Annotated in this window: 17 protein-coding genes; 4 read left to right on the top strand and 13 right to left on the bottom strand. The window is 56.9% G+C overall.

From position 1 onward, the window contains the following. Nucleotides 1–45: 45 nt before the first annotated feature. Complete coding sequence (locus tag ACTF5F_RS08410) at nt 46–1,341, bottom strand: outer membrane protein assembly factor BamB family protein (protein WP_438956426.1); 1,296 nt, start codon at nt 1,339–1,341, stop codon at nt 46–48. Between the two features lie 36 nt (nt 1,342–1,377). Continuing rightward, entirely contained in the window at nt 1,378–2,046 is a 669-nt protein-coding gene (locus ACTF5F_RS08405) for a tetratricopeptide repeat protein (RefSeq protein WP_438956425.1), read from the bottom strand. A gap of 250 nt (nt 2,047–2,296) precedes the next feature. Between ACTF5F_RS08405 and ACTF5F_RS08400 the strand changes: the two genes are divergently transcribed. Together ACTF5F_RS08400 and ACTF5F_RS08395 are read left to right on the top strand one after the other, a co-directional pair. Beyond that, nucleotides 2,297–3,553 (top strand): efflux RND transporter periplasmic adaptor subunit, encoded by a 1,257-nt coding sequence (locus ACTF5F_RS08400; protein WP_438956424.1) that lies wholly within the window; start codon nt 2,297–2,299, stop codon nt 3,551–3,553. After that, a complete protein-coding gene (locus ACTF5F_RS08395) occupies nt 3,550–7,275 on the top strand; it encodes an efflux RND transporter permease subunit (RefSeq protein WP_438956423.1) in 3,726 nt (1,241 codons plus the stop codon). The genes ACTF5F_RS08400 and ACTF5F_RS08395 overlap by 4 nt, the downstream gene beginning before the upstream one ends. Before the next feature lie 48 nt (nt 7,276–7,323). Here the strand turns inward: ACTF5F_RS08395 and ACTF5F_RS08390 are convergent, their stop codons facing one another. The 4 genes from ACTF5F_RS08390 to ACTF5F_RS08375 form a co-directional block, all read right to left on the bottom strand. Further along, nucleotides 7,324–7,455 (bottom strand): hypothetical protein, encoded by a 132-nt coding sequence (locus ACTF5F_RS08390; protein WP_438956422.1) that lies wholly within the window; start codon nt 7,453–7,455, stop codon nt 7,324–7,326. A 165-nt stretch (nt 7,456–7,620) separates the two neighbouring features. Then, nucleotides 7,621–7,830, bottom strand: a complete 210-nt coding sequence (locus ACTF5F_RS08385) for a hypothetical protein (protein ID WP_438956421.1) — start codon at nt 7,828–7,830, stop codon at nt 7,621–7,623. 164 nt (nt 7,831–7,994) lie between these two features. Further along, complete coding sequence (locus tag ACTF5F_RS08380; protein WP_438956420.1) at nt 7,995–9,812, bottom strand: ABCB family ABC transporter ATP-binding protein/permease; 1,818 nt, start codon at nt 9,810–9,812, stop codon at nt 7,995–7,997. A 48-nt stretch (nt 9,813–9,860) separates the two neighbouring features. Further along, the gene (locus ACTF5F_RS08375) at nt 9,861–11,513 is read right to left on the bottom strand and encodes a LysM peptidoglycan-binding domain-containing protein (protein WP_438956419.1); all 1,653 of its coding nucleotides are present in this window, start codon (nt 11,511–11,513) and stop codon (nt 9,861–9,863) included. A gap of 119 nt (nt 11,514–11,632) precedes the next feature. Here ACTF5F_RS08375 and ACTF5F_RS08370 point away from each other — a divergent pair, with 119 nt between their 5' ends. Next, nucleotides 11,633–12,187 (top strand): TIGR00730 family Rossman fold protein, encoded by a 555-nt coding sequence (locus ACTF5F_RS08370; RefSeq protein WP_438956418.1) that lies wholly within the window; start codon nt 11,633–11,635, stop codon nt 12,185–12,187. Here ACTF5F_RS08370 and ACTF5F_RS08365 read toward each other — a convergent pair. From ACTF5F_RS08365 to ACTF5F_RS08340, 6 genes are all read right to left on the bottom strand, one after another. Beyond that, entirely contained in the window at nt 12,184–13,146 is a 963-nt protein-coding gene (locus ACTF5F_RS08365) for a threonine ammonia-lyase (RefSeq protein WP_438956417.1), read from the bottom strand. The two genes, ACTF5F_RS08370 and ACTF5F_RS08365, sit on opposite strands and share 4 nt — an antisense overlap. A gap of 71 nt (nt 13,147–13,217) precedes the next feature. Then, entirely contained in the window at nt 13,218–13,817 is a 600-nt protein-coding gene (locus ACTF5F_RS08360; RefSeq protein ID WP_438956416.1) for a superoxide dismutase, read from the bottom strand. Nucleotides 13,818–13,995: 178 nt separating this feature from the next. Then, on the bottom strand, nt 13,996–14,562 hold the full coding sequence (locus ACTF5F_RS08355) for a sarcosine oxidase subunit gamma (RefSeq protein WP_438956415.1): 567 nt from the start codon (nt 14,560–14,562) through the stop codon (nt 13,996–13,998). Continuing rightward, nucleotides 14,555–17,563, bottom strand: a complete 3,009-nt coding sequence (locus ACTF5F_RS08350; protein WP_438956414.1) for a sarcosine oxidase subunit alpha family protein — start codon at nt 17,561–17,563, stop codon at nt 14,555–14,557. Before ACTF5F_RS08350 ends, ACTF5F_RS08355 begins: the two co-directional genes overlap by 8 nt. Next, nucleotides 17,560–17,883, bottom strand: a complete 324-nt coding sequence (locus tag ACTF5F_RS08345; protein ID WP_438956413.1) for a sarcosine oxidase subunit delta — start codon at nt 17,881–17,883, stop codon at nt 17,560–17,562. The genes ACTF5F_RS08350 and ACTF5F_RS08345 overlap by 4 nt, the downstream gene beginning before the upstream one ends. A gap of 138 nt (nt 17,884–18,021) precedes the next feature. Beyond that, nucleotides 18,022–18,225, bottom strand: coding sequence for a hypothetical protein (locus tag ACTF5F_RS08340; protein WP_438956412.1), 204 nt, complete (start codon nt 18,223–18,225; stop codon nt 18,022–18,024). Nucleotides 18,226–18,410: 185 nt separating this feature from the next. On the opposite strand from ACTF5F_RS08340, the gene ACTF5F_RS08335 reads away from it, so the two are divergent. Then, nucleotides 18,411–18,536: a hypothetical protein gene (locus ACTF5F_RS08335; protein WP_438956411.1), complete on the top strand. Its 126-nt coding sequence runs from the start codon at nt 18,411–18,413 to the stop codon at nt 18,534–18,536. Between the two features lie 23 nt (nt 18,537–18,559). Here the strand turns inward: ACTF5F_RS08335 and ACTF5F_RS08330 are convergent, their stop codons facing one another. Continuing rightward, entirely contained in the window at nt 18,560–19,804 is a 1,245-nt protein-coding gene (locus tag ACTF5F_RS08330) for a sarcosine oxidase subunit beta family protein (protein ID WP_438956410.1), read from the bottom strand. Nucleotides 19,805–19,838 lie beyond the last annotated feature (34 nt).

Here is a 19,838-nt window from a genome sequence, read left to right as displayed (position 1 = left end):
GTCGATCCTGCCGAGTCAGATGCGCGGCTCTACACCATAGATCGCTTAGCGGAAAGCCACCAACTGACCTTCTTTGCTGATCACATAGAGCGTTTGACCAGCAACCACGGGGTTTGACGCAGCGCCCCCCGCAATCGGTGTGGCTCCAATCAAATCACCGCTCGCCGGATCAATCTCACGGATTTGACCGTCAGAGGACGCAACAATCAAACGCCCACCCGCCAAAACGGGGCCATAGTGAGCAAACACCGAGCGCTGCTGGCGCAACGGCGTTTCGGTGAACTTCGGCAGGTCAACCTTCCAAACTGCCGAACCATCAGACGCATCGAGGCGCACCAATTCGTTGATCTCATTGACCAAGAAGACCGAGTCTCCAGCGGGCCAAACAGGGCTCACCGCCCCTTCGGCCGCTGTCCAAATCCGATCGCCGTTCGTCATGTCCATCGCGACCAACCGGCCAGAGAAGTTGGAGGCATAGACGCGGCCGCCATCAATCACCGGATCACCAGCGATGTCGGATATATTGGCAGACGCAATCCCAAGGCGCTGACCCGACACCACATTCGACCACCGACGCAAGCCGCCTTGCGGGAAGGCTGCAATGACCTCACCCGATGGCATTGGGAACACAGCCGCTTCGGAATTCACCGCGACACCTGCCCCGCCAGAGAAATTGCCAACCGACGGCGTGCCTGCGATCTGCCAACGGATACGGCCATTCTCGACCTCAATCGCCCAGCCCGTGCTGTCGCGGGAGACCAGATAGACAAGATCACCAGAGACTGTTGGCGCAGACCCGCCCGGCGCATCCAAGTCTTGCGTCCAAATCTCAACACCGCTCGCGGCGTCCAGAACGGTCAGCTCCCCAAAGCCGGTCGTCACAAAGACGCGCCCGTCAGAAACAGCCAAACCCCCACCTGACGCATCACTGCTGCTGTCATTGGCAGGCGTGACATCCATAGACCAAAGTGGCGCACCAGCGGTGGACGTTGCGCTGACCCGCGCCCGTGCATCCAATGTGTAAATCACACCACCCGCAACCACGGGATCAGCGGTGATCCGCGCGCGACGGCTGTCGCCTTCACCAATATTGACGGAAAACACCTGCGCCAAGCCAGGTGTCAAAGCAGGATGCGTGATCTTATGGGTGGCGCTGCCGTTTCGGTGGCGCCAATTTGCATTGGCGACCGGTGCAACCAAACGCAACGCGCGGGCCTGATTTTCTACAACGGAAGATGGGCGAATGTCTTGCCGCTCACCCGGAAGAATAATGTCAGTTTCACTACAGGCGACCAAAAACGCCAATCCGGCGAAGGCTCCGAAAACTGATTTGACCGTCACTGGCTGCTCCTCCGATGGATGCCCACCGTTGTTGTTTTATTGTGACGCGTTGAACACGCCTTCCAGCTGCTCTTCCGCACCCATCGCTACAATCAGCCCAATTGCCCGTTCGCGCAAGCCCCGCGACGCGCCAGCGTCTTCAATAATCGCCACCAATTGGGCAACAGCGGCATCGTCATCACCCGCTTGCAGATCCAAAAGCGCCAGTTGTTCTTGCGCCAAAAGACTGAGCGGCGCGCCGGGCGCTTCGAGACCTTCGAGAACCGCGCGGCGTTCATCGTCCGCTACGCTGGGCAAAAGCGCCAATTTGAAAGCAGCCAAATCATTGTAGATCGGCGGCATTTCTTGCGCCGTGATCAAGCCACGTAGTGTATCAGCAGCCGCGGTCTCATCCCCCGCCTCTTGCTGGGCGGCCGCCGTCGTAAGCGCAGCAATTGCTGCCGCCGGACCTTCAGCCGTGACAGCTGCCAATGCTGTTGCACGTTCTTCTGGCGCATCAAGACGCAAAGCATTCAAAAGCACATCACCTGTCTGCTCCGCCGCAGCTTCAGCGATGGCCTTGCGGTATTCGTTCCACGCCGCTCCGCCAACGATCAGGATGATGGCCAATGCCGCGATCCAGCCGTAGCGGCGCACGTATCCATAAAGCTTATCGCGCTGCACCTCTTCGGTGACTTCGCTGATGAAACTATCGCTCTCGCTCACGGCATCTCTCGCTTTGCTTTTCCATATTTTCGGGTTTCTTATCGCGAAGGTCACAGGAATGCCAAGATATAGTGCGAGCGATCCTCAAAATGCTGAAAGAAAATGCGTAAATCGCCCTTGCCTGACCTTAGGGCAGGCCCTAAATCTGAACTCAACAGTTTAGTTTTGCGGGTTTTGAACCAAACCCCTGTCAATGCACGTATCTAAGACATAATTGACATCCAACTACAGAACGTCCTCGAGGTCGATCATGAAGATCATCCCAACTCTCACCGCAATCATCGTTACGGTCGCGCTTTATTTCGTCGTGTTTGAGAGAGATCGGCTCTTCCAGTTCGCCGAAGAAACCGCCCCTGGCGTCCAAACGGAAGCAACCAGTTACGCGGTTGATAAAGCCACCGCTGAAGAAATGGAGGCAGAGGACACAGCGCAAACGGCCGTGAAAGTTGTCGTCCTAAGGTCTGAAGCCCGTAAGATTGAAAGCGCGGTTGTCCTTCGTGGCCGCACGGAAGCTGCCCGTCAGGTAACAGTAGCGGCTGAAACGGCAGGGTTGGTCATTTCAGAGCCTTTGCGGAAAGGTACTGCTGTCAATGCAGGCGATCTGATGTGCAGCCTCGACCCCGGCACCCGAGAGGCCAGCTTGGCCGAAACGGAAGCTCGGCTCGCCGAAGCGCGCGGTCGCGTACCGGAAGCGCAAGCAGCCGTGGCCGAAGCAAATGCCCGTATAGCTGAGGCCGAAATTAACGTGAACGTAGCGCGCAAACTTTCAGAAGATGGTTTCGCTTCAGAAACCCGTCTCATCAGCGCAGAAGCAGCAGCAGAAGCAGCGGTTGCAGGCCTCCAGCGCGCCAACTCTGGCATGGCCAGCGCAGAGGCCGGCATTCAAGCCGCTGAAGCCGCCGTCGCCGCGGCAAAGCGCGAGATTGAGCGCCTGACGATTGAAGCGCCTTTTGCAGGTCTTCTTGAAACGGATACTGCAGAACTTGGTACGCTGATGCAGCCCGGCTCCTCTTGCGCGACGATCATTCAATTGAACCCGATCAAATTGGTGGGCTTCGTGGCTGAGAACGATGTGAGCAAAGTGGCAGTGGGCGCGCCCGCTGGTGCAAGGCTGACCAACGGCCGTGAGGTTGTCGGAACGGTGAAATTCCTCTCCCGCTCCTCGGACCCAGTGACACGGACATTCCGCGTAGAGGTCGAAGTTCCAAACGACGACTTGTCGATCCGTGACGGTCAAACCGCTGACATCGTGATCGCCTCCGACGGTCGCACAGCTCACCTGATCCCGGGCTCTGCATTGACCTTGGACGACAATGGTACGCTGGGTGTTCGAGTTGTCGACAAAAACAACATGGCGCTATTTGCGCCAGTGACGCTCCTTCGCGATACAATTGAAGGCGTTTGGGTTGCCGATCTCCCTGAACAAGCCGACATCATTACGATTGGCCAAGAATATGTTATAAATGGCGTATTGGTCGATCCGACATATAGCGAGGCAGAAGGATGACCGGATTAGTCGATTGGGCCGCGTCGCGGGCGCGGATGGTTCTGGCCTTTATCGTGCTGTCGCTTGCCGCAGGCACCCTGTCCTACGTTGGGCTTCCAAAGGAAGGTGAACCAGACATCGAGATTCCTGCGATCTTTGTCTCTGTCCCCTTCCCTGGGATTTCAGCATCTGACTCCGAAACCCTCCTCGTCAAACCGATGGAAAAAGAGCTGTCCGACTTAGACGGCCTAAAAACCATGAGCAGTACCGCAGCCGAAGGCTACGCGGGTGTCGCGTTGGAATTTGAGTTTGGCTGGGACAAGACCAAAGTCATGGCCGACATCCGCGATGCGATGAACGCGGCGGAAGGGTCTTTTCCGCAAGGTGCTGAAAACTATTCGATCAACGAGATCAACTTCTCCGAATTCCCAATCCTAATCGTCAACCTCACCGGCGATGTGCCAGAGCGGACATTGGTCAAGGTTGCCAAAAATCTCCAAGACCGGATCGAGGGCCTCGATGCTGTTTTGGAAGCAGGACTTGCCGGACAACGCGATGAAATGCTTGAGGTCATCATCGACCCGCTCAAGCTTGAGTCCTACAATGTCACAGCTGGCGAACTCATTAATGTGGTCACACAGAACAACCTGCTGATCGCTGCAGGTAATGTTGAGACACCGGGCAGCACCTTTGCTGTCAAAATCCCGTCGTCCTTCAGCGAACCGCAGGACGTGTACACCCTGCCCGTCAAGCAGAACGGCGACAGCGTCGTAACGCTGGGCGACCTCGCCACGATCCGTCCGACATTCGAAGACCGCCAAGGCACAGCCCGATTTAACGGGGTCAATACGGTTGCTTTGCAGGTTGTGAAGCGCAAAGGTTTCAACCTAATCGACACCGCCCAACTGGTGCGCGAAACGGTCGAGCTGGAACGTGCTACATGGGAGCCTGAACTTCAGAACGCGATCAAGGTCGGCACCTCCAACGACCAGTCGCGCAACGTCGCCTCTATGGTCAGTCAGCTTGAAGGCTCCGTCCTGACAGCGATCGCGCTTGTAATGATCGTGGTCCTCGCCGCACTTGGTACACGCCCTGCCCTCTTGGTTGGTTTTGCGATCCCAACCTCCTTCTTGCTCTGCTTTGCGCTGCTTGCGGTAATGGGCATCACAATCTCGAACATCGTCATGTTCGGTTTGATCCTCGCGGTGGGTATGCTGGTCGACGGGGCCATCGTTGTTGTCGAATACGCCGACAAACGGATCAAAGAAGGCTCCGGCCCAATGCGCGCCTATACCGAGGCGGCAAAGCGCATGTTTTGGCCGATTATTTCCTCAACCGCGACAACGCTCTGCGCATTCTTACCAATGCTGTTCTGGCCGGGCGTACCTGGTCAGTTCATGGGTATGTTGCCGGTCACATTGATCTTCGTTCTCTGCGCGTCCTTAGTTGTTGCTTTGATCTATCTGCCTGTCATGGGCGGTGTCACTGGTCGTCTCAGCGGCGTTTTCATAGGCGTCTCCGACTGGCTCCGCGCGACATTCCCATGGGTGATCCGCGCAGCGCTGGTACCTGTCGCATTGATGACAACCTTCACAGGCGCGATGCTGACCTTGAACCCTGCCTACTTGAGCGGCCAAGCCGTCCAAACGAATGGCTTTATGGCCTCGCTTCCTGGGATCATCATGTTCCTTACAGGTGCCGTGTTTACCTCCATCACGATCAGCGCCGCCAAAATCCATTTCGAGCGTAAGCGCATCAACGCAGGCTATCGTCGATCGCTCTTCGGCCACTTCATCGCGTTGATCACAAAGAACCCGATCATGCCGCTTGTCTTTATCGGTGCGGTCGCGGGCTTCGTGATGTTCAGTTTCCAGAACTTCGGGGCCAACAACAACGGCGTTGAATTCTTCGTTGAGACGGAGCCGGAGCAAGCGATCGTCTATGTCCAAGCCCGCGGCAACATGTCGATTGGCGAGAAGGATGCACTGGTTCAACAGGTCGAGAACATCGTCATCGCGCATCCCGCTGTGCAAAGTGCCTTCTCCTTCGCCGGTGAAGGTGGGTTGAACAACAACACAGGTGGCGCCGAAGGCCCTGCGGATGAAATTGGTCAGGTGCAGCTAGAGCTGCTGCCATGGGAGGACCGCCCGGTGGTGGAGCGGGACACAAAGCTTTTGGGTTTCATCCCGTGGACCACCACGGAGGTTGATCCGGCCTATGACGGCAACGCGGTGATCGCGGAGTTAGAAGACGCTCTGCGAGACGTTCCGGGCATCAGGTTCGAGGTTTTGAACCTCGCTATGGGTCCGGCATCCGCCAAGCCAGTGCACCTCCGACTGAAGAGCAACAACTGGAACGACCTTATTGCTGCGACCTCAATCGCGCGGAACCAGTTCGACGCCCTGCCCGGTTTGGCACAGCAAGAAGACAACCTGCCCCTTCCCGGCATCGATTGGCAGATCGACGTGGATGTTGAGGCGGCTGGCCGCTACGGCGCAGACGTGGCCACAGTTGGCGGTATGGTGCAGCTTGTCACACGCGGCATCCTGCTCGACACCTACACCCCTGCCGATGGCGATGAAGAGATTGAAATCCGCGTTCGATTGCCAGAGCAGGACCGTGTCCTCTCCACGTTGGATACGCTTAAGGTTCGCACGCAGTCGGGTCTCGTGCCCCTGTCGAACTTCATCACCCGCACGCCGGTTCAGAAGCTGGCCGAGATCAGCCGCGTCGATCAGCAACGCTATTTCGACGTGAAAGCGGCTGTGGACAGCGACCTTGTTAAACTGACGGACCTCGATGGCGTCAGCCGCGTGATCCCGAAAACAGACTATGAGGCGAACCAAACGCTTCAGAACGAGGTCACAGATGGTGCGCTGTCAATGGTGGTTGTCAGCCCAACCGAACGGATCGAGATTTTGACCGAATGGCTGAACGAGAAGCCGTTCGCTGACTCGGTTAGCTGGGAATGGACCGGTGACCAAGAGGATCAGGCGGAATCGCAAGCCTTCCTCTCCAGCGCGTTCGCGGGAGCCTTGGGCTTGATGTTCATTATCCTGCTGGCGCAGTTTAACTCCATCTACAACTCCATCCTCGTGTTGCTCGCGGTCGTGATGTCTACAGCGGGCGTGCTCTGGGGCATGCTCATTATGGATCAGGCTTTCTCCATCATCATGACGGGAACAGGGATCGTCGCCTTGGCGGGGATCGTGGTGAACAACAACATCATCCTGATCGACACCTATCAGGAGTACAGCAAATATATGCCAAAGACCGAAGCGATTGTCCGCACGGCAGAGGCACGTATCCGCCCCGTTCTCCTGACAACCATCACAACTATGGCGGGCCTCGCCCCTATGATGTTTGGCCTCAGCCTCGACTTCATCAACGGCGGCTACACCGTCGACAGCCCGACAGCCCTCTGGTGGAAGCAGTTGGCAACCGCGGTGGTCTTTGGCCTTGGTACTGCAACGGTCCTGACGCTGGTGTTTACACCATCGATGTTGGCGCTGCGGGTCTGGGCGACAGAAGGCGCTTATGGTGCATGGATCGCACTGCGCGCTGGCTTCTTCGGCCGCATCGGGCGCATGATCCGTGGCGACATGAAACTTTACTGGGCCTCCCGCAAATTCAAGTCGCCGCAGATCCTCTGGGGCGAGGATGACTTTGCAACCGCAGCGGTCACGAGCGAACCAGCACCGAAGAAAAGCCCACCAATCCCACCGCTCCGCGCAGCGGAATAAACAAAAAAGCCCGCTCGAAGGAGCGGGCTTTTTCTTTAGATGTGTCGCTTAGTTGACCAGAAAGCCGCCCGCGTCAATGAGATCAGCGTTATTGCCGTGGAAAGCTCCAACCGCTTTGTCGCTGCCTACCAAACCGTTCAAATCACCATCGACGCCACGGTAGGTCACATCCCCTTTCAAGTCCTCGCCCGAGAAGCGACCATCGATGCTGAGGTTGCCGCTGGAGCCTGTCAGAGTACCTGCGCCAAAGTTGGCCGACAGATTGATGGATCCCGTTTACTGAGTCCGAAAGCCTGTGATCTGGCTACCGTTAAGCGAGATACCATCGACTTGAAAGAGCTCATATCACCCAGAAAATGCAATTGAAGCTGACGCTGGCACGGGGGCCACGGAACTTCTGGTCGTGATGCCAGACACCGCTTTCAGACCATCGCCATAGACGCTGCCAGCAGCGTAGGCAAAACCTCTACCCGTAAAATCGATATAGGACTGCGGGGCACCACCAACCGCATCGGTGACGATAAGGCCAGTTGCTGTCACCTCAGCAAAGGACAACAAGGTCGCTGCGTCTTAAAAGCAGCCCGACGCTGCGATGAACGCCAGCTCACAGAAAATTTTGGAAAAGCCATTCTACTCTCAATCAGAAATATCAATTCAACAGGAATTTGCATCGCAATGAAGCGATTTTGCTGCGCAACCTTGATCGAAAGTTGAATCCTTCAAGCCGCGGCTTCGTCCAACTGACGGTTCCAAAGGTGCGCATAACGCCCATCACGCGAAAGCAATTCAGCATGCGTGCCCCGCTCGATCACCTCACCAGCTTCCAGCACCACGATCTCATCCGCGTCAGCAATCGTCGACAACCGATGCGCGATCGTGATCACGGTCCGCCCAGCGCTCATCGTGGAAAGCTCGGCCTGAATTTCTTGTTCCGTTTCCGTGTCGAGGGCGGATGTCGCCTCATCGAGCAGGAGGATCGGTGGGTTCTTCAAGATCGTCCGCGCAATGCCCACACGCTGCTTTTCACCGCCTGACAGTTTGAGGCCCCGTTCCCCTACTTGTGTATCGTAGCCTTTGGGCAAGTTCTCCACAAAGTCGTGGATCTTTGCGGCCTTTGCCGCCGCAATCACTTCATCCCGACTGGCGTCGGGCCTGCCGTAAGAGATGTTGTAGAAGATCGTGTCGTTGAAGAGCACCGTGTCCTGCGGCACGACACCAATCTGACTATGCAGGCTTTCCATCGTCACATCACGGATATCTTGGCCATCGATTGTCACACTGCCATCCGTCACATCATAGAAGCGGAACAAGAGCCGCCCGATTGTGGACTTGCCTGATCCGGTGGAGCCAACCAGAGCAACGGTCCTACCCGGAACGACATCAATATCGACACCCTTCAAAATTTGCCGGTCAGCATCATAGCCAAACTGCACCCCTTTGAACGAAATAGCCCCATCTGTGACCGTCAGATCGGTTGCGTTTTTCTTCTCCTCCACCTCTGGTGGTTGATCCAAAAGATCAAAGAGGTCGCCCATATCGACCAGGGCTTGCCGGATATCGCGATAGACAGAGCCGAGGAAGTTCAGCGGTTGTGTGATCTGCAACATGTAGGCGTTCACCAACACGAAATCCCCGACCGTCAATTCGCCCGCAACCACCCCACGCACGGCAAGAACCAAAACGATGATCACGCCAGATGAAATGATAAGCGACTGACCGAAGTTCAGAAAGGCGAGTGAATAATTCGTCTTCACCGCAGCTTCGACATAGTTCCGCATCGCGCTGTCATAGCGCTCAATCTCCCACCGCTCGGCATTGAAGTACTTCACGGTTTCAAAATTCAGCAGGCTGTCGATGGCCTTCTGATTGGCGTCTGTGTCCTGCGTGTTCATCACCTTGCGCAGCTTCACCCGCCATTCGGTCACAGTGAATGTGAACCAGACGTAGAGGATCACCACGACCAAAATGACCAACAAGAAGATGGGGTCAAGGCTCCACGCCAGCGCGATGCAGATAAGAACGAATTGCAAGACCAACGGTCCAATGGAAAAGAGGATGAAGCGCAGTAGGTATTCAACGCCCTTCACGCCACGCTCAATAATCCGGCTCAGGCCACCGGTCTGACGGCTCAGATGATACCGCATCGACAAGCGGTGAATGTGGGAGAACGTCGTCAGCGCCAATTGGCGCAGCGCCCCTTGCCCGACACGGGTGAAGAACACATCCCGCAGCTGCCGGAACCCGACGCTCATCAGCTGTGACAAACCATAAGCGATGCTCAGCCCAATCGCACCTAGGCCAAGGTAGGTCGCGGCATCGGGCGTTTCTGGCGTTAGGGCATCGACCGCTTGCGCCAAGAATTGGGGGGCAAGAACGCTCAACAGTTGAGCGGCGAACAGCGCTAAGAACGCTGCAACAACCCGCACCTTCACCATTGGCTGACCTTCGGGCCAGAGGTATGGCAACGTCCGCTTGATCACCGACCAGCCGCGCCTGCGGTCGGATTGTTCTTCAGTGTCTGGGGTCAGGGGTCTCATGGTCCGAGCTACTTAAGCCGGACTTTTCGAATTACCAGAGCGCGGCACTTATTCGGCTGTCTCTGGCATTCTGAAAACCTGCCCGGGGTAGATCAGATCAGGGTCGCGGATTTGGTCTTTGTTGGCCTCATAAACTGCGACGTACATGATGCCTTTGCCGAATTGCTCCCGCGCAATCGCCCAGAGCGTTGCGCCCGGCTGGACCGTGCGCACCGCAACTTTGAAATCTTCTTCCGCCGTTTCTTCCGCCATCACAGCAGCGACGGCTTCAGGTTCTTCGCGCTTGAAAGGCGTCTCGATCCGGCTGACGACCGTGCCTGCCTCATCCAATTCATCAATGCGCAGCGTGTAGACGCCTGTATCCACCTCCGGAAGATCCGTGCGCCAATCGCCGCCAGCAGTGATCCGGGACGTGGTCACAGGCTGATTGTCGACATAGACCTGTACAAAGCCATCGCCCGTGCCGCGCCCTGTCAGGAGCACCTCCCCCGACAAATCATAGCTGATGCTGTCGAGCGCCACGTTGGTAAGGACTTGTGGTCCCGCGACATCCACCGCAACCACGCGCACACCTTCGGCGTCGGCAACAAGCATGGTCTCCCCAGTGTCGTCAGTCTCCTCCCCGGTCGCGACGTCGGTTTCGCCTGCTTTCGCTTCAGGCTCGGCTGGTTCGGCAGCAGGGTCAATGGACTCAGCTTTGACAGGGTCAGTTTCAGGGTCCACGGCCTCGTTCGTCGCTTCAGCAACTTCAACCTCTGCGTTGTCTTCAGTCATCGCCGTCTCAATTGCCGGTTCGGCATCAGTCGTTTCGACGCTTACAACATCTTCGTCCGCTTCAGGTGCATCATCCGCTTCAGCAACTTCAACCTCTACGTTGTTTTCAGTCGTCGCCGTCTCAATTACCGGTTCGGTATCAGTCGTTTCGACGCTTACAACATTTTCGTCCGCTTCAGGTGCATCATCCGCTTCAGCAACTTCAACCTCTACGTTGTTTTCAGTTGTTGCCGTCTCAATTGCCGGTTCGGTATCAGTCGTTTCGACGCTTACGACAACTTCGTCCGCTTCAGGTGCATCATCCGCTACCGCAACTGCGCCTTCTACGGCTTCGAGCGACGGCTCCTCACTGATCGCTGTGCTTTCAGCGACCTCAGCATCCTCCACTGGTATCACAGCCCCCGCAACGATGGGCTCATCCGACGCTGCTGCGACCTGCTCTATCTCTGTCGGCAGAAGCAGTGGGTTCTGAACGGAGGCGACAGCCGCCCCTTCAGGGTCCGCGATAACCTGCAACATCCGCGGCTTGTCAGAGGGCTCAACCATCACAACGGTGGCAAAGGCACCACTGCCATCGACCATCAACCGTTCTATCACGCGGTTGCCTAGCAATACATCGACCATTTCGGCACCAGGAGCACGTCCGGTCACAACAAGGATGCCATCCATCTCAGCCCGCATCCCAACGGTTGGTGCGGCGATTTCTGCAACGCTCTCAGGTTCTGGCGCAACGACAGTCTCGACTGCTTCTGGTGCATCAGCAGTGCTTTCCGCCACCTCTGGCGCGTCTTCTGTGGTTATCGCGGGGTCTGTTTGCTGTGGTGCCACCACCGCCGTTTCAGGACGCGGCAAAAGCCAAATCACCCCAACACCAATCACCGCCGCTGCCAGCGCACCCAGCGCCAACCGACTTGCATCCGAAGCCATCTTCAGCTCACCATATGTCGTTTCGTCCCCACTGTGCGTACATGGGCAGCCCGCACGGTTGAGACACCATAACAACAGCACTAAGGTTGGTCAAAGACAACTCAGTGAAGAGACCTTGAATGACCCTTCAAAAATCCGTCTGTGTCTATTGTGGCGCACGCGACGGCGCGAAGCCGATTTATGCACAAGCCGCCGAAGACACTGGCGCCATGCTCGCCCACAACAGGTGGAGGTTGGTCTATGGCGCAGGGGACGTGGGGTTGATGGGGCGCGTGGCAACCTCTGTGCAGCAGGCAGGCGGCACAACATTTGGCGTGATCCCCACGCATCTGATGGATTGGGAAGTCGGCAAGCGCGATCTTGATAGCTTCATCCTGACGGAAACGATGCATGAGCGGAAGAAAGTCATGATCATGAACGCTGACGCTGTGGTTGTTCTTCCCGGCGGTGCTGGATCACTCGATGAGTTCTTCGAAGCGCTCACATGGCGGCAACTGAGTTTACACAGCAAGCCGATCATTCTTTTGAACATCGAAGGCTATTGGGACCCGCTATTCGAAATGCTGGACCATATCGTGGAGCAAAAATTCGCGGGCGATGACATTCTAAGCTACGTTACATCCGTGACAGACATCCTTGCTCTCGAAAACGCGCTGAAGTCTGCCCTGAGCTAGTCGCCCAAGAATTCGCGGTACCGCGCGAGCCCAATGTTTGACCCGCAGGCTATAATCCCGACCCGCCGCCCCGCCAGCCTGTCTTTCAACGGTCCACAGACCGCCGCAAGGCTTGCCGAACATGCAGGCTCCGCCACGATCCGCAGCGCGGTGTAATAGTCCCGCATCGCATCCCGCATATCATCGTCGGTAATATGGACAATTTCGTCGACATTCGCTCTGGCAATCCCATAGGTCAGCGGCATGGCGAGTGGGGAGCCGAGGCTATCAGCAATCGTATCGATCCGCTCTAACCGTTGCGGGCTGCCTGCCTCAAAGCTCCGTTTCATACTGTCAGCGCCAATAGGTTCCACCCCGATCACGGTCGCCTTTGGCTTCAGAATCTTGATCGCCGCAGACATGCCGCTGATCAAGCCACCACCTCCAACGGGTACGACGAACACATCCACATCAGAGGCCTGGGCGACATACTCCGCCCCAATCGTGGCGGCGCCAAGGACCATGTGCGCCCCTTCAAAGGGATGCATCAGAAACCTCCCGTTCGCCGCTTCCCCTTCCATCAACGCGAAAGCCGCAGGCATATCGGCGCACAGCTCAACGCGCGCGCCAAGGGCGCGGCACGCCTCCACCCGCATCGAGTCTGTCGCTTGCGGCATTGCGATCAACGCGTCGACGCTAGCGGTTTTGGCCGACCACGCGACAGCCAGCGCATGATTGCCACCGCTTGCCGCAACAACGCCTGCCTGCCGCGCGCTCGCGTCGAGACCACAGATCCCCAAATAGGCCCCCCGTGCTTTGAAACTGTTGGTATGCTGAAAAAGCTCAAGCTTCACGGTCACGTCTGCATCGGCCAACCGCGCGGGCAGCTTCGACACGGGCAGCGACACCACGGGCGTCTCAACCATCTCCCCTACCAGCGCCGCCTGTGCCTGCTCAATATCTTCCAACGTCGGTCCCAATGACCCCTCCACAAAACAAAAGGCCCGTGAGAGGTCCCACGGGCCTTCGCCAAATTCAAATAGAAAATGGGCTACATGCGCGAGGCAACATTTTCCCAGTTCACCAGATTTTCGAGGAAGTTCGACAGATAGGCAGGGCGCTTGTTGCGGAAATCGATGTAGTAGCTGTGCTCCCACACATCGCAGCCAAGCAACGCTGTCTGGCCAAAGCAAAGCGGGTTAACGCCGTTCTCTGTCTTTGTCACTGCCAAGGAGCCGTCCGCGTTCTTGACCAGCCAGCACCAGCCGGAACCAAACTGACCCGCACCAGCGGCGGAGAATTGGGATTTGAATTCGTCGACCGAGCCAAAGCTTTCAACCAGTGCTTTCTCCAGCTCACCTGGCATAGTGCTGTCACCTGGGCCCATCATTTCCCAAAATTGGTTGTGGTTCCAAAGCTGGGAGATGTTGTTGAAGATGCCGTTCTGAGCAACCGCAGATTTGTCGTAGGTGCCGACAATGATCTCTTCCATCGACTTGCCTTCCCACTCTGTCCCTTCAATCGCCTTGTTGCCGTTTGTGACATAGGCGTTGTGGTGCAAATCGTGGTGATATTCGAGAGTTTCAGCGGACATGCCTTTAGACGCCAAAGCGTCATGTGCATAGGGAAGATCAGGAAGGGAAAAAGCCATCGGACCATCTTTCTGTTGGTGGTTGTTAGTTTGTTAAAAAGGGCAAATGTACTCTAGGTCAAGGTCATTCACTCTTAAGCCAACGGGTGGAACGGCAAAATGTTCCGTTTGGGGAGAGTGGAGTACCCTCAGGTGAGTTTGACCTGTACACCTTTTGGCTCAGGAGAGATTCTTCGGCTCAAGCTAAAAATCCAACCCGTCCAGCACCAGCAGACGCCGCCAGCAGCTTAAACGTATACTCGGCCACCGACCTAAAACAGATTACATGAAAGGTCTCGTCATCGACCATCCAAAAGGCCGCAGCCACCTGACCCAGACGGGTCCGGCGCATCATGCCTTCTTTGAACCGATCGGGATGCAGGTCCGCTGGTGCCAATTTCGCAATCACCTCTCGCGAAAACGCGCCTTGAACGGAGAACACCGCGCGGGCGTCGGAGACGTTGACGACCACGAAATGATCGCCCTTCAATGCCTTCTCAATCTCGGCCACGGCCGCCGTCGCCCTCGCATGTGGGACCATCACCAGCACTTCGTCCGGTGACATCCACGCAAGGCCCTTGTCCCCGTCAGACGCCACGCCGCCCTGCTTTGGGAACGCAACGCCCGTTAGCTTTTTGCACACGTTCTGCAATTTGCGTGACGACAGATCACCGCGCAGTGTCACCATCCCGCGCAGACCAAGCTCCCGCACGGTGACTTCACCAGGGGCCACTTGCCCGTCCAAAGCGCTCACAGCATTAAACATTCTGCTTCTCCCCCTCTGGGTCATAGACAACCGGATTAACGATTTTGGCGCGGATTGGCTCGCCCTCGGTGTTGGTAAAGGAAATCACCTCCCCCATCCGGTCAGGCCCGTTTCGCACCAACCCCATTGCAATTCCGCGCCCCAAGTTGGCGGAGAAATAGGTGGAGGTCACACGCCCCTGCGTGTTCCGCTGGCCGTTTTCATTGGTGCCTTCCGCAATAACATAAGCACCATCAGGCAGGACAGACCCATCGACCGTCTCCAGCCCCACCAGCTTCCATCGGTTAGGGTCGGCCATATGACTGCGCTCATGCGCGCGTTTGCCGAGGTAGTCGTCCTTTTTCTTCGATAGAGCCCACTGAAGGTTCAAATCTTGTGGGATGACCGTACCATCGGTTTCATCTCCGATCATAATGAAGCCCTTCTCGGCCCGCAGAATGTGCAGGCATTCGGTGCCATAGGGCATGACACCAAATTCTTCACCGGCCTCCATCAGCGCATCCCAGAAGGCGCGGCCTTGGCTAGCAGGCACCGCGATTTCATAACTAAGTTCGCCGGAAAAGCTGATCCGATAGGCCCGCGCATCAAAGCCACCGATCGTGCCGTCACGCCATTCCATGAATTGCAGCGCCTCTTTGGAGACATCCATGCCGCCCAGTTTCTCAAGCACGTTCCGCGCGTTGGGACCGACAACAGCAATCTGTGCGAATTGCTCCGTCACATTGGCGACATAGACTTTCCAGTCCCACCATTCGCATTGCAACCAGTCTTCCATCCAACCGTGGATGCGCTCCGCCCCGCCAGTGGTGGTGTGGCACAGCCATGTGTCCTCATCGATCCGCGCAACAACGCCGTCATCCATGAGGAAGCCGTTTTCCGTACACATCAATCCGTAGCGGCATTTGCCGACCTTCAGGGTCGACATCATGTTGGTGTACATCATGTCGAGGAACTTTCCCGCATCGGGGCCTTTGACAATGAGCTTGCCTAGGGTCGAGGCGTCCAACAGCCCCAGCGCCTCCCGCGTATTCTTCACCTCGCGGTTCACCGCGTCATGAACGCTTTCACCGTCTCGCATGTAGGCAAACGGTCTGCGCCACGCGCCTACCGGCTCATTGTCAGCGCCATTGTCGTTCGACCAGCTTGAGACGGGCGTCATGCGCAGCGGCTGGAACAGCTCATTCTGAGCAACACCAGCGATGGAGGACATGGAGATCGGCGTGTAAGGCGGCCGGAATGTGGTGGTACCAACGTTCGGAATTTCGGAATCAAGTGATTTGGAAAGGATCGCCAGACCATTGATATTGCTCAACTTCCCTTGATCGGTTGCCATGCCCAGTGTGGTGTAGCGTTTGGCGTGTTCGACGCTCTCAAAACCCTCTTGCGCGGCGAGTTGCACATCGCTCACCTTCACGTCGTTCTGAAAATCGAGCCACGCTTTTGCGCGCAATTTGTAGGACGCGCCCTGCGGCATCAACCAGACGGAAGAGATCGGCTCTTGCTGTGCATCCGCACCCGTTGGCGCCTTGCCAGCCTTGCCTTTGGCACCTGCCAGCTTGGCCGCTCTCGCGCCCGCATCATAGGCATCTGCCAGCGCATCTTCAGTGCCAAGGTAGCCGTTCGCTGTGCCTGCTGTGCTGACGAAACCGATGCCGTTTTGGTTCAGCGGTGGGCGTGTCGGGTCTGGTCGAAACATTGCTTGCGCGTCATCCCAATTGAGCTTGCCGCCGCAGTGTGACCACAGATGCACAACAGGCGACCAGCCGCCGGACATAGCGACGCAATCGCACTCAATCTCTTCCAAGACCGAGCCTTCGCCCGCCTGTGCACAGATGTCCACGCCTTTGACGCGCTTGCCGCCTTTGACCTTGGCAATCCCCTTGCCAGTCTCAACGCGAATGCCGAGGTCGCGTGCGGCGTTTGGCAGTTCGCCTTTCGCCTCTGTCCGCGCGTCCAGGATTGCAGGCACTTCAAGACCTGCTTCTTTTAGGGCAATCGCGGTGCGGTAGGCGTCGTCATTGTTGGTGACCACAACCGTGCGATCCCCGACGGAAACGCCGTGGTTCACCACATAATCGCGGACCGCAGATGCCAAAAGAACGCCGGGCAAGTCGTTGGCTGCAAAAGATAATGGGCGTTCGATGCTCCCTGTTGCGGTGATGATCTGCTTTGCGCGGATTTTCCAAAGTCTGTGTCGTGGCCCTTCGTGCGCCCCGTGGTCCCCCAGACGCTCATAGGCCATCGCATAACCATGGTCGTAAATACCTGATCCCATCATGCGGGAACGGCGCTGGACGTTAGACATGGCGTCCAACTCCTGACAGGTCTGCGCAGCCCATGCGCTTGCGCGCATATTGTCAATCTCAGGCTCATCGACCATCGCGCGACCGCCCCAGTTGGCGGTCTGCTCAATGACCAACACCTGTGCCCCCAAACGTCCAGCCGCGAGGGCGGCGGAAAGGCCAGAAATACCGCCACCCACGATCAACACATCAACGTGGGCGTGGAAGTGTTCGTAGGTGTCCGCATCACGGTCCTTTGGCGCTTTACCAAGACCCGCCGATTTGCGGATGAAGGGTTCATACACATACTTCCAGAACGGACGCGGATGAATGAACATTTTGTAATAAAAACCAGCAGGTAGAAACCGACTTAAATGCGCATTGATCGCACCAACGTCGAATTCTAGCGACGGAAAGTGGTTCTGCGATGTGGCTTCAAGCCCATCGAACAACTCCTGCGTGGTGACGCGCTGGTTTGGCTCAAACTGTCCGCCACGACCTAAATTGACGAGGCCGTTCGGCTCCTCCGCGCCGGAGGCGACAACGCCGCGCGGGCGGTGGTATTTGAAGGAGCGGCCGACCAGCATTTGGTCGTTCGCCAGCAAGGCGGAGGCAAGCGTGTCGCCTTCATAGCCGCGCAGCTTCTTTCCATTAAAGGTGAAGAATACTGGCTTGCTTTTGTTCAACAAACGGCCTCCGGACTGCAAACGTGTGCTCATGATTTACCTCCCCACTCTGGTCGTTTTGCTTTGATCGTATCGATCACGTCCTTAGGCGGTTCTGTGGTCTGAGCAGGATAGGTGCCGAACACCTCCAATGTAGCTGTGCAGCGCGCAGCGAGGAACCATTTCCCGCAGCCATAAATGTGGTGCCAGCGTTCGAAATGCACTCCTTTGGGGTTGTCACGCATGAACAGATAGTCATGAAATTCATCATCTGTTGAGCCGGGACCGAAACGCATCAGATGCGCCTCCCCGCCGCCGTGCAGATCGGTTTCGTCGACGTCTACGCCGCAGTTTGGGCAATGCAATGTTAGCATGCGCGAACCTCTGAAAATGGGGTATGTTTTGCGTACACAGGGCGTACACACAGCGTACACACAGCGTATGTACACGCGAAAAAGGCGGGCGCATGACCGCGCCCGCCAAAACTCGGCCGGTGAGTGGTCTTTGGGGGTTTATTCGCCGAGCGTTGTGGTGACTTCTGCCCCTTTTGTTGCATCAACTGCGTCAGGCGCAGCATAGAGCGCTGGATCAGTTGTCGTACCGCCGCCGCCCGCAAAGAGGGCGAAGAGCATGAAGCCGACAATGAAGATCGCGACCACGTAAAGCCCGATGCCATCGCATTGCTCTGGCGAATACTTCGTCTTGTAATCAACCATGTGATTTTCTCTTCTGTTGGCTGCTTCATGAAAGCAGGTTGGAGAGGAAACACCAGATCATCGCGCGGTCCGGGTGAATTTGAGCACAGGATGGTTAAATTGGCGGGTTGCGATGTGCCAAAAGGCGCTGAGTAGCCTTTGGGGTTAGTGTTGACCAAACGTTCCAAGGCGCTCACGCTTCCGGCATGGAAGGCTTCGTTCTCATTCTGTTGGTACTTGTCGCCATCAACATGATCTGGGTGTTCGGCGCCAAACGCTGGTCGCGTGACCCCACCGACAAAAGCGACAAACCCCCGTCTGACAAAGACTGATCCGTCGTAGAGCGACCCAAACATCAGTGCGCCACCCCTGCGGCGACGCTTTCGTCGATGAACTTGCCTTCTTTGAAGCGGAACATGTTGAATTCTTCGGTGAGCGGGGAATAGCCCTTGGCCATCAGTTCGGCCATCGCCCAGCCAGAACCCGGGATCGCCTTGAACCCACCGGTGCCCCAGCCGCAGTTCACGAAGATCCCATCGACAGGTGTTTTGGACAAAATGGCGGAGCGATCGCCTGTGACATCCACAATCCCGCCCCATTGCCGCAGCATCTTCAGCCGCGCAATCATTGGGAAGGTTTCGACCAACGCGCGAACGGTTTCTTCGATATGATGGAATGACCCGCGCTGGGTGTAGTTGTTGTGCCCGTCGGTGCCGCCACCAATCACCATTTCACCTTTGTCAGACTGGCTCATGTAGCCGTGGACGGTGTTTGCCATCACCACCACGTCCATGCAGGGCTTTATCGGCTCTGACACCAGCGCCTGAAGCGGGACGGATTCGATCGGCAGTTGGAAGCCTGCCATCCCTGCCAAGACGGAAGCGTGACCTGCGACGACCATGCCGAGCTTGTCACAGAAGATGTCACCTTTCGTCGTGTTCACACCTTTGACCTTGCCGCTATCGGTCATCACGCCGGTGACTTCGCACTGCTGGATGATGTCCATGCCCATGTCAGAACAAGCACGCGCATAGCCCCACGCCACCGCATCGTGACGGGCGGAGCCGCCGCGCGCCTGCCAAAGGCCGCCCAATACCGGATAGCGCGGACCTTCGAGGTTAATGATCGGGCACAGCTCTTTCACGCGCTCAGGACCAATCCATTCGGTCTCAACTCCTTGGAGCGAATTAGCGTGTGCGGTGCGCTTATAGCCGCGGATTTCATGCTGGGTTTGCGCCAGCATGATGACCCCGCGGGGGCTGAACATCACGTTGTAATTCAAATCCTGCGACATCGTCTCATAAAGGCTGCGGGCCTTTTCGTAGATCGCTGCGGAGGGGTCTTGAAGGTAGTTTGACCGGATAATTGTAGTGTTTCGGCCTGTGTTCCCGCCGCCAAGCCAGCCTTTGTCGATAACCGCGACTTTTGTGATACCGAAGTTTTTACCGAGATAGTACGCAGTGGCCAGACCGTGCCCACCTGCCCCAACGATCACGACGTCATAGCGTTTCTTGGGTTCAGGCGACGCCCACGCGCGGTTCCAGCCTGAATGCTGGCGGAACGCTTCTCTCGCAATTGCAAAGGCGGAATAACGCTTCATTTCGAATCCCCGTTGGTGGCTGTCACGACCATAC

The sequence above is a fragment of the Cognatiyoonia sp. genome, from assembly GCF_965661665.1.
Lineage (GTDB): Bacteria > Pseudomonadota > Alphaproteobacteria > Rhodobacterales > Rhodobacteraceae > Cognatiyoonia.
Note: the sequence above shows the minus strand (reverse complement) of the source record. Positions and strands in the feature narration are given on the sequence as shown.